This window comes from Enterobacter cloacae complex sp. AR_0002 (genome assembly GCF_001922365.1).
Lineage (GTDB): Bacteria > Pseudomonadota > Gammaproteobacteria > Enterobacterales > Enterobacteriaceae > Enterobacter > Enterobacter hormaechei_C.
Map to the genome: position 1 here is coordinate 4,733,264 of NZ_CP018814.1, position 14,013 is coordinate 4,747,276.

Sequence of the window (14,013 nt, forward strand, 5' to 3'; positions counted from 1 at the left end):
AACGATGATAATTTCGAGTCTATGACGATCGTACTGCCTGAAAATGCAATTTTTTGTTGTAAAGCGACGGCTTTGTTTTGATTGTTTTTCATACAATTCAGTTATGACAAAAAAGAGCAGGTCATTATTTGTCTTTGGTGAGGGGTAAGATGGCGCAACGGGGAGATGAGTTTTGGATAGAGATTCAGGACATTCGCCACTGCGTGGAGGATGAAGGCGATACGCTAACGTTGCTCTGGATGCTGGAAGGGCGGGCAGAGCTGAACACCGATGCGGGACGTGACACCCTGGAGGCCAATACCCTTGCCATCATAAACCGTCATCGGCGCTGGCAGTTCACGAGCGAAACGGCAAATGTCACCCTGCGCGTAACCCTTTCCGGGCGCTGGGTCGTCCAGCTCTGCAATGATTTTTTTGCCCATGATTATGCTGTACCGGCAGAAGCCGGAGGCGTCTGGCCCCAATGCGATGCGCTTCGCGATCTGCTGCGCCAGCTTCTTGTGGTCACCCTCATCAACGACCCGCACCGCTACCGGCTGGAGGCGTACCGCTGGCTGAGCGAGATATTGCTGTTGCTGACCAGCCGCTTTCAACAGCCCGCCCGTATGCTGTCCCGGGAACTTTCCTCAGCGCACAGCAAACGCATCGCCCGGGTGATAGAGCGAATCAATGCCAGTTATTCCCGCCGTATTACGCTTGCGGAAATCGCCGCGAGTGAATATGTTTCTGAAGCCTGGCTCTCTCGTCTCTTTCGCAAGGAGGTGGGGATCAGTTTCATGCAGTACATCACCCGCCTGCGGCTGGAAAAGGCGGCCAACGCTCTCCGGCTGACGAACCGACCGCTGCACCAGATTGCGCTTGAGCAGGGTTTCGCCAGCACGCGCATGATGAGCGATCGGTTCAGGCGTGTTCACAATATGTCTCCGGGTGAGTTTCGTAAGGCCCGACGCCAGCACCCGGAGGCGGCACGTGTTCGGGCGGACAGGCGTGAGCAGCGCTATCCGGTCGCCGTGGACAAGCTGTTTAGCCTGCTCAATGAACCGGTGGCGCGCGGTTGGGGTGCCTCGCCGCTCGTCGTTCACCCGCAGCAGGAGCAGAGACTGGATCTTGAGCAGCTCAATCCTCTTTCTGCCTCGCTGCGCCGTATGCGGGTGGTCATTACCCTGCGTGAGCTCGACGATTTGCTCCGTGAGGACGTTCGACAAAATCTGGAGGCGATAAATGAGGCTATTCCCATTGAGGGAATTGATATCGCCGAACCTTTTCTCAGCAGTCGTCTGTTTGCTACCGGGTGGGATGACCCCCAGATGGCAGGCTACGCCTGCTGGTACAATCTGCATCAGCTCTTCACCTGGCTGGCAAAAAAGCAGTGGACGGTGCTACTGCACACCGGCGTAACGACCCGCCGCGATCTTCTCACCCGCTTTTTACAACAGTCGGTTAATCATTTTGCGCCAGAGATCACCGCGGGCTGGCACTTCGTCATGCACTGGTCAACACAGGCGAGTGAGGAGACCCGGGAGCAGGTCTGGCTGGCCCAGCAAAAGGCAATACGAACTTATCTTCCGCAGGCAAAGTTTGGTTTATGGCACCGATTTGCCCCCGTCAGCGCGGGCGTAAGCGACGATACCCTGTTCAGTTCAGCCATCCTGATGCAGGCCGATTTTCTTGCCTGTTCTGCCGATGCCAATGAACTTCTCGATCCCGCGCAGCTGGAGGTAACCCCTCTCTCCTCAACGGAAAATTATCCGATACTGAAGGTCCGCCAGATCCTCGCTGCCCTTCGCCTGCGAAAATGTTCGCTTCCCGTCTGGCTTCTCTCCTGGAATACCCTCACCGGCAACACGCGGGCGACAAACGGCTGGTTTTTCCGTGGGGCGCTGCTGATGCAGAACCTGCTCGGGCTTTCGGAGCAGGTCTGGCTGGCGGGATTCTGGCTCAATTCGGGTCTTCAGGGAGAAGCCCGTGCGAACAACACCATCGATACCTCAAGCCTTGCGCTACAGTATAACCATGGTCTGCCGCGTCCGGTTTATTGGGTACTCTGGCTCTGGCAACGTCTGCGGGGCGAGGTGCTGGTCAATGATAAGCGTGTCCTGCTTACGCGCCATCGCAATGGTTATCAGCTGTTGCTGCGTAATGTGGTGGTTTTTAATCCACTCCTATCCAGTGAAGAAGCCTTCATCCAGCGTTTTCGCCAGCAGTATCATTTACACCTGAAGGGAATGCGCGGTAAATGGCGAATTAAATGCCATCTGTTTGATCAGCACAACGGCGCGCTCTATCCGTTGCTTGAAGGGGTTGGTAGCGAAAGCGGCCCTGATGAAGAGATGTGGCGCTGGATAGCGCATAAAGCGCGTCCAACGCTTTCCGTACGCGATGAACGCCTTTATGACGGCTGGCAACTGAGTGAATCACTGGAGAGTAATGCGCTGGTGCTCTACGAGTTTACGCCGCTCGTGCCTCATGAGGCCGAAACGGAGGAGATTCACTCCCCGCGGTAGACGCAGCCTGCCGTGCAGGTCTCTTTGATCATCACCGCACTCAGCAGCGGCACCAGCGGTTTCATCTGATCCCAAATCCATTTCGCCAGCACCTCGCTGGTCGGGTTTTCAAGGCCCGGAATATCATTCAGATAGTAGTGATCGAGACGATCGTAGGTCGGCTTAAACGCGGCCTTCAGTTCGGCAAAGTCCATGATCCAGCCCGTATGGGGATCGACTTCACCGGTGATTTCAAGACGCACCATAAACGAGTGTCCATGCAGGCGGCCACATTTGTGCCCGGCAGGAACGTGTGGAAGGTGGTGTGCGGCTTCGAAGGTGAAATCTTTAAACAGTGTGGTGGACATCATAGCTCTCAGGAATGCGGAAAAAACCGCCGCATAGTACCGGAAAGCACAATTTTTATCATTAACTAAAACGGCTCTGAACTGTCGCCGCCTCGTATTCATGGTGTTTATCGACTTTTGTTGTTTTATTTCAGACAGTTGTTTAATCGCTTTTATCGTTAAGAACGATAACTAAAACAGGTTAGTCCATTTGGTTATTTATTATTTCCATCCCTTCTTTAATTGTTATTATCTCCGCCGTTAACCTTATCTTCAGTTTGGATTTATTCGCTTAAAGTCCGCTTTGCTACTGGAACATAACGACGCATGACAACACAGGCCCCACCTTCAAATTTGCTTCCCCTTAACCCGGAGCAACTGGCGCGCCTCCAGGCCGCGACTTCCGATTTTTCACCCACCCAGCTCGCCTGGGTCTCCGGCTATTTCTGGGGAATGCTGAACCAGCAGCCGGGTGCTGTGGCTGGCGTCCCGCCAACGGCCGTTGAAATTCCTGCCATCACGCTTATCTCCGCTTCGCAAACGGGTAATGCCCGTCGTGTGGCCGAAGCGCTGCGTGATGACCTGCTCGCCGCGAAGCTGAACGTTAACCTGGTCAACGCCGGGGATTATAAATTCAAACAGATCGCGTCAGAAAAACTGCTGGTGGTGGTGGCGTCAACGCAGGGCGAAGGCGAGCCTGCGGAAGAAGCCGTCGCGCTGCATAAGTTCCTGTTCTCGAAAAAAGCGCCAAAGCTCGAGGGCACCGCCTTTGCCGTCTTCGGCCTCGGTGACACGTCCTATGAATTTTTCTGCCAGTCCGGTAAAGATTTCGACAGCAAGCTGGCGGAGCTGGGTGCAGAGCGCCTGCTGGATCGCGTAGACGCTGATGTCGAATACCAGGCCGCCGCCGCCGAATGGCGGGCGCGCATCGTTGAGGTGCTGAAGGCCCGCGTCCCGAAAGAGACGCCAGCGCAGGCCGCCGTTACCGCAGCGGGCACCGTCAACGAAATCCACACCAGCCCTTACACGAAAGAGGCGCCGCTGACGGCGAGCCTGTCGGTAAACCAGAAAATCACGGGCCGTGATTCGGAAAAAGACGTGCGCCATATCGAAATCGATCTCGGTGACTCCGGCCTGCGTTATCAGCCTGGCGATGCGCTGGGCGTCTGGTATCAGAACGATCCGGCGCTGGTGAAAGAGCTGGTCGAACTGCTGTGGCTGAAAGGCACGGAGCCGGTCCAGGTGGAGGGTAAAACCTTACCGCTCTCTGAGGCGCTTCAGTGGCATTTCGAGCTGACGGTGAACACCGCCAACATCGTTGAAAACTACGCCACCTTAACCCGCAGCGAATCGCTCCTTCCGCTGGTCGGGGATAAGGCGAAGTTACAGCAATACGCGGCGACAACGCCGATTGTCGATATGGTGCGTTTCTCACCGGCACAGCTGGATGCCGACGCGCTGATCGGCCTGCTGCGTCCACTGACGCCGCGTCTTTACTCCATCGCCTCCTCACAGGCGGAAGTGGAAAACGAAGTCCACATCACCGTTGGCGTGGTGCGTTACGACATCGAAGGCCGCGCGCGGGCGGGCGGGGCCTCGGGCTTCCTGGCCGACCGCGTGGAAGAAGAGGGCGAGGTGCGCGTCTTTATCGAGCACAACGACAACTTCCGTCTGCCGGCGAACCCGGAAACGCCGGTGATCATGATTGGCCCGGGCACCGGCATCGCACCGTTCCGCGCCTTTATGCAGCAGCGTGCAGCGGACGAGGCACCGGGTAAAAACTGGCTGTTCTTCGGCAACCCGCATTTTACCGAAGATTTCCTCTACCAGGTTGAATGGCAGCGCTACGTCAAAGAGGGCGTGCTGACCCGCATCGATCTGGCCTGGTCTCGTGACCAGAAAGAAAAAGTATACGTACAAGACAAACTGCGCGAACAGGGCGCAGAGCTGTGGCGCTGGATCAATGACGGTGCCCACATTTATGTCTGCGGCGACGCCAATCGCATGGCGAAAGACGTTGAGCAGGCACTGCTGGAAGTGATTGCCGAATTCGGCGGTATGGATGCCGAAACGGCGGATGAATTTTTAAGTGAGCTGCGCGTAGAGCGCCGTTATCAGCGAGATGTCTACTAATGAGCGAAAAACATCCTGGCCCACTGGTGGTCGAAGGCAAACTGTCTGATGCCGAGCGCATGAAGGTAGAGAGCAACTACCTGCGCGGTACCATTGCCGAAGATTTAAATGACGGCCTGACCGGCGGTTTCAAAGGCGACAACTTCCTGCTGATCCGTTTCCACGGTATGTACCAGCAGGACGACCGCGATATCCGCGCCGAACGTGCCGAGCAGAAGCTGGAGCCGCGTCACGCGATGCTGCTGCGCTGTCGTCTGCCGGGTGGCATCATCACCACCAAACAGTGGCAGGCGATCGACAAGTTTGCCCATGACAACACGATTTACGGCAGCATTCGTCTGACCAACCGTCAGACCTTCCAGTTCCACGGCATTCTGAAGAAGAACGTCAAGCCGGTTCACCAGATGCTGCACTCCGTGGGTCTGGACGCGCTGGCGACCGCCAACGACATGAACCGTAACGTGCTTTGCACCTCGAATCCGTACGAGTCCGAACTGCACGCCGAAGCGTACGAGTGGGCGAAAAAAATCTCCGAACATCTGCTGCCACGTACCCGCGCCTATGCGGAGATCTGGCTCGATCAGGAGAAAGTCGCCACCACCGATGAAGAGCCGATCCTCGGTCAGACCTACCTGCCGCGTAAGTTCAAAACCACGGTGGTGATCCCGCCGCAGAACGATATCGACCTGCACGCCAACGACATGAACTTCGTGGCGATTGCCGAAAACGGCAAGCTGGTCGGCTTTAACCTGCTGGTGGGCGGCGGTTTGTCCATTGAGCATGGGAACAAGAAAACCTACGCCCGCACCGCGAGCGAGTTCGGCTTCCTGCCGCTGGAGCACACGCTGGCAGTGGCTGAGGCGGTGGTTACTACCCAGCGCGACTGGGGTAACCGTACCGATCGTAAAAACGCGAAAACCAAATACACTCTGGAGCGCGTAGGCGTCGAGACGTTCAAAGAAGAAGTGGAGCGTCGCGCGGGCATCAAGTTTGAGCCGATCCGCCCTTACGAATTTACCGGTCGCGGCGATCGCATCGGCTGGGTTAAAGGTATCGATAATAAATGGCACCTGACGCTGTTTATCGAAAACGGCCGTATTCTTGATTATCCGGGCCGTCCGCTGAAAACCGGCCTGCTGGAAATCGCGAAGATCCACAAAGGCGAGTTCCGTATCACCGCTAACCAGAACCTGATCGTCGCCAGCGTGCCGGAAAGCGAAAAGGCGAGAATTGAAGAGCTGGCCCGCGAGCACGGGTTGATGAATGCGGTGAGCGCGCAGCGTGAAAACTCGATGGCCTGCGTGTCGTTCCCGACCTGTCCGCTGGCGATGGCCGAAGCCGAGCGTTTCCTGCCGTCCTTCACTGATAAAGTGGAAGCGATTCTGGAAAAACATGGTATTCCGGACGAGCATATTGTTATGCGCGTGACGGGCTGCCCGAACGGCTGCGGTCGCGCGATGCTGGCCGAACTCGGTCTGGTAGGGAAAGCGCCGGGTCGCTATAACCTGCACCTGGGCGGTAACCGTATCGGGACGCGTATTCCGCGTATGTTCCGCGAGAACATCACCGAGCCGGAAATTCTCGATTCCCTCGACGTGCTTATCGGACGCTGGGCGAAAGAGCGCGAAGCGGGTGAAGGCTTCGGCGACTTTACGGTACGTGCGGGCATCATTCGCCCGGTGCTCGATCCCGCAAGGGATTTCTGGGAGTAACCACGAGAGGTAATTATGTCCGTACTCGATCTAAACGCGCTTAACGCATTGCCAAAAGTCGAACGCATTCTGGCACTCGCAGAAACTAACGCCCAACTGGAAAAGCTGGACGCCGAAGGGCGCGTGGCGTGGGCGCTGGAAAACCTGCCGGGAGACTATGTGCTTTCGTCGAGCTTTGGCATTCAGGCGGCGGTCAGTCTGCATCTGGTGAATCAGATCCGTCCGGACATTCCGGTGATCCTCACCGATACCGGCTATCTGTTCCCGGAGACCTATCAGTTTATCGACGAGCTGACGGATAAGCTCAGGCTGAACCTGAAAGTCTACCGTGCGACGGAAAGCGCGGCCTGGCAGGAGGCGCGTTACGGCAAGCTGTGGGAGCAGGGCGTTGAGGGCATTGAGAAATACAATGAGATCAACAAGGTCGAGCCGATGAACCGGGCGCTAAAAGAACTGAACGCTCAGACCTGGTTTGCGGGCCTGCGCCGCGAGCAGTCCGGGAGCCGGGCAACGCTGCCGGTGCTGGCGGTGCAGCGCGGCGTGTTCAAAGTGCTGCCGATCATCGACTGGGATAACCGCACGGTGTACCAGTATCTGCAAAAGCACGGGCTGAAGTACCATCCGCTGTGGGATCAAGGCTACCTGTCGGTAGGCGACACCCACACCACGCGTAAATGGGAACCGGGAATGGCGGAAGAAGATACGCGATTCTTCGGGCTGAAGCGCGAGTGCGGGCTGCACGAAGGGTAATGTTTTTTCGCCCGGTGGCGCTGCGCTTACCGGGCCTACAACGGCTTAATTCTCCCTCTCCCCGTGGGTGGTTCCCCAGTAATTTGAAAGCAAAAGCGATAACGTTGCCTCAGAATAACTGAGGGCTTTCAGCGATGCCTCGGTCCGGCTGTAAATCGCTGAGGCGTTTCCTGTAGGCCGGGGCGAGGCGCAGGGATGCGCCGAGAGGGCGGGCTTTACAGGGATGTTACCTCCGCCCGTCCCCGATAAGCCGGAAGGAAAAAGCCGGAGGCACCGCGAAGCGGCGATTTTCCGCCGGAAGCCCGGGTCGCCAGGGTGGTGGCGACTGAGCCACCCTGGCACGTTCACCGGTCATGTCGTGACAGAGTAGCAAGGAACATAAAGTGAACGGAATGACCACCAGAGCCGTATGTTCCCCCTCACCCCAGCCCTCTCCCTCAAGGGAGAGGGGGCCGTCTGTGCAGGCATTATTTTGTGGGGAACCCTCAGCCCCGTGGGAGAGGGTTGGGGTGAGGGCATAAGGCCGCACTATGCTTAACGGCCTCAGGCTTTCCCCGCTTTCGCCAGCTCCTTCACCAGCGGCAGCATCACTTTCACGACATCCCGGCTGCGGTGCTCAATCCGCTGCGGCAGCGCTTTATCAATGTGCTGCTGATTATCCAGCCGCACATCATGCCAGCTGGTCCCGTCCGGGAAGGCTTTCGATTTGCTGCGCTGCTGATAGCCATCTTTTTTGCCCAGCGCCCAGTTCGTCGCCTCGACGTACAGCACCGGAATGCCCGCCTTATCAAACACTTCACCGTCATTACAGCAGCCTGTGCCTTTAGGATACTCTGGGTTACCGCCCGGATTTGTCGCGGCATAGACGCCATGCGTGCGGGCAAGCGCCAGCGCGCGGTCGCGGGTGAGTTTACGTACGCTGCTCGGCGTGCTCTGTCCGCTATTAAAATAGAGCTTATCCCCCACGATCAGATTATCGAGGTTAATCACCAGCAACGTATTTTTCTTCTCCTCAGCGCTCATGCGCTTAAGGAGATTCTCAGCGCCGAGTTTTCCTTCTTCTTCGCCGCTGGTCGCAACAAAGCGAATGCTGTATTTCGTCGGAATATTCTTCAGGCGTTCGGCCAGCTCAAGCATCACGCCCAGACCCGCCGCATTATCATCCAGTCCCTGAAGCGTCAGCCCGCCGAGATTATTATCGACATCGGCATCGCTCAACGGCGTGTAGGTATCAAGGTGCGCCATAATAATAATCTGCTCAGCCGCCTTTCCTTCGTGCGCCGCAATAACCGTGCTGCCAGTTACGTTATGCCAGTTTTGCGTTTTATTGCGAGTGGTATAGATGTAGCGGCTGTGGAAAGCGCGAATGTCGCTTTCATAGCCCATATCCGCAAACTGCTGACGAATATAGTCTGCCGAGAGCATCTCGGCTGGGGTTCCGGTCATACGGCCCGGAAAGACCGTCGCAATATGCCGCGCCTGCATACTGGCTATTTCACCGTAAGATGGATTTTTTGCCTGAGCCGGAAGGATAAAGCAAACGCCGAGCGCCAGGGCAACGAATCGGTGGCGCATTGCGGAAAACATAGTGAGTCCTTAAAAACAGAGCAAAATTTTAACCCGCATAGTATGAAACTGTGATCGGGTAGACACAATTTGAATTGCTCTTAAATGCCCGAAATTTCGCGTGTTAAGCACTTTTTGATATTTGCTTTTCCACGGCGTTATTCCATTGAGTAACTACTCATTCCAATTCGTAATTTCATTCGATCTAAGCCGCCCCCTATAGTCCCTTTATTCGTGGTTGTTAGTGAGTTGTTGCCTGTGGACTATCTCCCCCTTTTTGCTGCCTTAAAAGACCGACCGGTATTGGTTGTCGGGACGGGTGAAATTGCCGATCGCAAAATCGCCTTCCTGCAACGCGCCGGGGCGCAGGTGCAGATCGTTGCAGAGGCGGATTTTGCAGAGTCTCAGATCGACAGCGTGGTACTGGTGATTGCGGCAACCGAAGATCGGGCGCTCAACAGCCGAATCTCCGACGCAGCCCAGGCCCGTCACCGCCTGGTGAACGTGGTAGACGACCAGCCGTTATGTTCATTTATCTTCCCGTCGATTGTCGACCGCTCGCCGCTGCTGGTGGCGATCTCCTCCGGCGGCACCGCCCCGGTGCTGGCGCGCGTGCTGAGAGAAAAAATCGAAGCGCTGCTGCCGACCAGCCTCGGACGCATGGCGGAGAAGGCCAGCTACTGGCGCAACCATCTGAAAACGCGTCTGACCAGCGTGACGGAACGCCGTCGCTTCTGGGAGCGTGTGTTTCGCGGCCGCTTTGCCAGCCTGATGCAGGCCGGTAACGAGACGGCGGCGCAACAAATCCTCGAAGACGAACTGGATAACCCCGGCAGTACGGGCGGGGAGATCATTCTGGTGGGCGCCGGGCCGGGCGATGCCGGGCTGCTCACGCTGCGTGGCCTCCAGGTTCTTCAGGATGCGGATGTCGTGTTCTACGACCACCTGGTCACCGACGGTATTCGCGAGCTGATCCGCCGTGACGCGGAGCAAATCTGCGTCGGCAAACGTGCCGGCGAGCACTCCGTGCCGCAGCACGACACCAATCAAATGCTGATTGCCGCTGCGAAAGCGGGCAAAACCGTGGTGCGCCTGAAAGGGGGCGATCCGTTTATCTTCGGTCGTGGTGGCGAGGAGTTGCAGGCGGCAGCCGAAGCGGGCGTCCCGTTCCAGGTGGTTCCCGGCATTACGGCGGCGTCTGCCGTCACGGCCTACGCAGGTATTCCGCTGACCCATCGCGATTACGCCCAGAGCGTGACCTTTGTGACCGGGCACTATAAAGCCGACAGCACGCCGTTTGACTGGTCGCATCTCGCCCAGAGCCGACAAACGCTGGCGATTTATATGGGCACGATGAAAGCGGCTGACATCAGCGAACAGCTTATTCAGCACGGTCGCGATGCGGCGACGCCGGTAGCGGTGATCTCCCGCGGGACACGCGTCGATCAGCATGTCGCCATCGGCACTTTACAAGACCTTGCAACCCTGGCGAAAGACGCCCCAATGCCCGCCCTGATTGTGGTGGGAGAAGTGGTGCAGCTGCACAGCACGCTCGCCTGGTTCCAACACACAACCGACACAGAAGGCTTTGGCGCTTCTGTTATAAATTTGGCTTAAGGAACGGTTATGGACCAAAAACGACTTACTCACCTGCGGCAGCTCGAAGCGGAAAGTATCCACATTATCCGCGAAGTGGCCGCCGAGTTTTCTAACCCGGTGATGATGTACTCCATCGGTAAAGATTCCAGCGTCATGCTGCACCTGGCGCGTAAAGCGTTTTATCCGGGTACGCTGCCGTTCCCGCTGCTGCACGTGGATACCGGCTGGAAATTCCGCGAGATGTACGAGTTTCGTGACCGTACCGCCAAAGCCTACGGCTGCGAGCTGCTGGTGCACAAAAACCCGGAAGGGGTGGCGATGGGTATCAACCCGTTCGTGCACGGCAGCGCCAAGCATACCGACATCATGAAAACCGAAGGGCTGAAGCAGGCGCTGAATAAATACGGTTTTGATGCGGCCTTCGGCGGCGCGCGCCGTGACGAAGAGAAATCCCGCGCCAAAGAGCGTATCTACTCTTTCCGCGACCGCTTCCACCGCTGGGACCCGAAAAACCAGCGTCCGGAGCTGTGGCACAACTACAACGGCCAGATCAACAAGGGCGAAAGCATTCGCGTCTTTCCGCTCTCCAACTGGACCGAGCTGGATATCTGGCAGTACATCTATCTGGAAAATATTGAGATCGTTCCGCTGTATCTGGCGGCCGAGCGCCCGGTGCTGGAGCGCGACGGCATGCTGATGATGATCGACGACGATCGCATTGATTTACAGCCGGGCGAAGTGATCAAAAAACAGATGGTCCGTTTCCGTACTCTCGGCTGCTGGCCGTTGACCGGCGCGGTGGAATCCAGTGCGCAGACGCTGCCGGAGATCATCGAGGAGATGCTGGTATCGACCACCAGTGAGCGACAGGGCCGCGTGATTGACCGCGACCAGGCAGGCTCCATGGAGCTGAAGAAACGTCAGGGTTATTTCTAAGGAGCCGCCATGAATACGACTATTGCCCAACAAATTGCCGATGAAGGCGGCGTAGAAGCTTATCTGCACGCCCAGCAGTACAAAAGTCTGCTGCGTTTCCTGACCTGCGGCAGCGTTGATGACGGGAAAAGCACCCTGATAGGACGTCTGCTGCACGACACGCGCCAGATCTACGAAGATCAGCTCTCTTCCCTGCACAATGACAGTAAACGCCACGGCACCCAGGGCGAAAAACTCGACCTGGCGCTGCTGGTAGACGGCTTGCAGGCGGAGCGCGAGCAGGGCATTACCATTGATGTCGCCTATCGCTACTTCTCTACCGAAAAGCGCAAATTTATTATCGCCGACACCCCGGGGCACGAGCAGTACACTCGTAACATGGCGACCGGCGCGTCCACCTGTGATCTGGCGATCCTGCTGATCGACGCCCGTAAAGGTGTGCTGGATCAGACTCGTCGTCACAGCTTTATCTCTACGCTGCTGGGGATCAAACACCTGGTGGTGGCGGTGAACAAAATGGATCTGGTGGACTACAGCGAAGCGCGATTCGACGAGATCCGTCAGAGCTACCTGACCTTTGCTGAACAGCTGCCGGGCAACCTCGATATTCGCTTTGTGCCGCTGTCGGCGCTGGAAGGGGATAACGTCGCCTCTCAGAGCGGGAACATGCCGTGGTACAGCGGCCCGACGCTGCTGGAAGTGCTGGAAACCGTTGAAATTCAGCGCGTGGTTGATACCCAGCCGATGCGCTTCCCGGTGCAGTACGTGAACCGTCCGAACCTCGATTTCCGCGGCTTCTCGGGCACCATTGCGTCCGGCGCGGTGAAGGTGGGCCAGCGCGTGAAGGTGCTGCCGTCCGGTGTGGAATCGGCCATTGCCCGAATCGTCACCTTTGATGGCGATCTGGAGGAAGCCGGAGCAGGTGAAGCGGTAACCCTGGTACTGAAAGACGAAATTGATATCAGCCGCGGCGACCTTCTGGTCGACGCGCAGGAAACGCTGGCGGCGGTGCAGGGCGCATCCGTAGACGTGGTGTGGATGGCGGAACAGCCGCTGACCGCAGGCCAGAGCTATGACATTAAAATCGCCGGCAAGAAAACCCGCGCCCGCGTGGACGGCATTCAGTTTCAGGTGGACATCAACAACCTGACCCACCGTGACGTGAGCGAGCTGCCGCTGAACGGCATCGGTCTGGTGGATATGACCTTCGACGAGCCGCTGGTGCTGGATCCGTATCAGCAGAATCCTGTTACGGGCGGGCTCATCTTCATTGACCGCCTGACTAACGTTACCGTCGGTGCCGGCATGGTGCGCGAGCCTGACGCGCAGGCTGCCGTGGCCTCTGAGTTCAGCGCGTTTGAGCTGGAGCTTAACGCGCTGGTGCGTAAGCACTTCCCGCACTGGGGCGCACGCGATCTGCTGGGAGGCAAGTGATGGCCACCCATGATGAGAACGTCGTCTGGCATCCTCATCCGGTCACCGTCGCCCAGCGCGAACAGCTCCATGGTCACCGTGGGGTTGTGCTGTGGTTTACCGGGCTGTCTGGCTCCGGTAAATCCACGGTGGCAGGCGCACTGGAAGAGGCGCTGCATCAGCAGGGGGTGAGCACCTACCTGCTGGACGGCGACAACGTGCGTCACGGCCTGTGCAGCGATTTAGGGTTCAGCGATGAAGATCGTAAAGAGAACATTCGTCGGGTGGGGGAAGTCGCCAGCCTGATGGCGGATGCCGGGCTGGTGGTGCTGACGGCGTTTATCTCACCGCACCGCGCCGAACGTCAGATGGTGCGTGAGCGCGTGGGGCAGAATCGCTTTATTGAAGTGTTTGTGGATACCCCGCTGGCAATCTGCGAAGCGCGCGATCCTAAAGGGCTGTACAAAAAAGCCCGCGCGGGAGAGCTGCGAAACTTCACCGGCATTGACTCCGTTTACGAAGCGCCTGAATCCCCTGAGATTCATCTGGAAGGTCAACAATTGGTAACAAATTTAGTAAGCCAATTATTAGACCTGCTCAGACGGGACGATATTATCAGATCCTGAGACGGTATCGTTCGGGAGCTGTCTTCCCGAGCGATGAGTCACGGTCACAGGATTAGCTATGCGCAACAGTGAAAACTACATGATTACCACCGGGTCGGAACCGTTAACGACCGACGACGAGACGACCTGGTCCTTCCCTGGGGCGATAGTCGGCTTCGTATCGTGGCTACTGGCGCTGGGTATCCCGTTTTTGATCTACGGTGGTAACACCCTCTTTTTCTTCCTCTATACCTGGCCTTTCTTTTTGGCGCTGATGCCCGTTGCGGTGGTTGTGGGCGTGGCGCTGCACTCCCTTTTCAACGGCAAGCTTCTGTATAGTACGCTCATCACTATCGCCACCGTTGTGGTCATCTTTGGCCTGCTGTTTTTATGGCTGATGGGCTAACTTACGGCATAATTAGAACCCCGCAGTAGAGTCCAGCGGAAAGTTATGGGATGATGATGCCGT

The 14,013-nt window shown here is 57.2% G+C and carries 11 protein-coding genes; 9 read left to right on the top strand and 2 right to left on the bottom strand.

Annotated elements, in window-relative coordinates; translation table 11 throughout:
* Positions 1-149: 149 nt before the first annotated feature.
* On the top strand, positions 150-2,504 hold the full coding sequence (locus AM329_RS23510) for a helix-turn-helix domain-containing protein (RefSeq protein WP_032610047.1): 2,355 nt from the start codon (positions 150-152) through the stop codon (positions 2,502-2,504).
* Here AM329_RS23510 and queD read toward each other — a convergent pair.
* A complete protein-coding gene (queD, locus tag AM329_RS23515; protein WP_006811776.1) occupies positions 2,489-2,854 on the bottom strand; it encodes a 6-carboxytetrahydropterin synthase QueD in 366 nt (121 codons plus the stop codon). The genes AM329_RS23510 and queD overlap by 16 nt on opposite strands.
* A 303-nt stretch (positions 2,855-3,157) precedes the next feature.
* On the opposite strand from queD, the gene cysJ reads away from it, so the two are divergent.
* The 3 genes from cysJ to cysH are packed head-to-tail and all read left to right on the top strand — an operon-like array spanning position 3,158 to position 7,425.
* On the top strand, positions 3,158-4,963 hold the full coding sequence (gene cysJ / locus AM329_RS23520; RefSeq protein WP_023314744.1) for an NADPH-dependent assimilatory sulfite reductase flavoprotein subunit: 1,806 nt from the start codon (positions 3,158-3,160) through the stop codon (positions 4,961-4,963).
* Positions 4,963-6,675 carry an assimilatory sulfite reductase (NADPH) hemoprotein subunit gene (gene cysI / locus AM329_RS23525; RefSeq protein WP_003862696.1) on the top strand — a complete coding sequence of 571 codons (1,713 nt, stop codon included), beginning with the start codon at positions 4,963-4,965 and terminating at the stop codon, positions 6,673-6,675. The genes cysJ and cysI overlap by 1 nt, the downstream gene beginning before the upstream one ends.
* A 15-nt stretch (positions 6,676-6,690) precedes the next feature.
* Positions 6,691-7,425 (top strand): phosphoadenosine phosphosulfate reductase, encoded by a 735-nt coding sequence (gene cysH / locus AM329_RS23530; protein WP_032610046.1) that lies wholly within the window; start codon positions 6,691-6,693, stop codon positions 7,423-7,425.
* A gap of 543 nt (positions 7,426-7,968) precedes the next feature.
* On the opposite strand, the gene AM329_RS23535 is transcribed toward cysH, so the two are convergent.
* On the bottom strand, positions 7,969-9,012 hold the full coding sequence (locus AM329_RS23535; protein ID WP_023314743.1) for an aminopeptidase: 1,044 nt from the start codon (positions 9,010-9,012) through the stop codon (positions 7,969-7,971).
* 237 nt (positions 9,013-9,249) lie between these two features.
* Between AM329_RS23535 and cysG the strand changes: the two genes are divergently transcribed.
* From cysG to AM329_RS23560, 5 genes are read left to right on the top strand one after another with little or no spacing between them, the layout of a single operon-like run.
* The gene (gene cysG, locus AM329_RS23540; RefSeq protein WP_022651777.1) at positions 9,250-10,608 is read left to right on the top strand and encodes a siroheme synthase CysG; all 1,359 of its coding nucleotides are present in this window, start codon (positions 9,250-9,252) and stop codon (positions 10,606-10,608) included.
* A gap of 9 nt (positions 10,609-10,617) precedes the next feature.
* A complete protein-coding gene (cysD, locus tag AM329_RS23545; protein ID WP_006811770.1) occupies positions 10,618-11,526 on the top strand; it encodes a sulfate adenylyltransferase subunit CysD in 909 nt (302 codons plus the stop codon).
* A 9-nt stretch (positions 11,527-11,535) separates the two neighbouring features.
* On the top strand, positions 11,536-12,960 hold the full coding sequence (cysN, locus tag AM329_RS23550; protein WP_032610045.1) for a sulfate adenylyltransferase subunit CysN: 1,425 nt from the start codon (positions 11,536-11,538) through the stop codon (positions 12,958-12,960).
* The gene (cysC, locus tag AM329_RS23555) at positions 12,960-13,565 is read left to right on the top strand and encodes an adenylyl-sulfate kinase (RefSeq protein WP_023314740.1); all 606 of its coding nucleotides are present in this window, start codon (positions 12,960-12,962) and stop codon (positions 13,563-13,565) included. The genes cysN and cysC overlap by 1 nt, the downstream gene beginning before the upstream one ends.
* A gap of 58 nt (positions 13,566-13,623) precedes the next feature.
* On the top strand, positions 13,624-13,950 hold the full coding sequence (locus AM329_RS23560; RefSeq protein WP_006811767.1) for a DUF3561 family protein: 327 nt from the start codon (positions 13,624-13,626) through the stop codon (positions 13,948-13,950).
* Positions 13,951-14,013 lie beyond the last annotated feature (63 nt).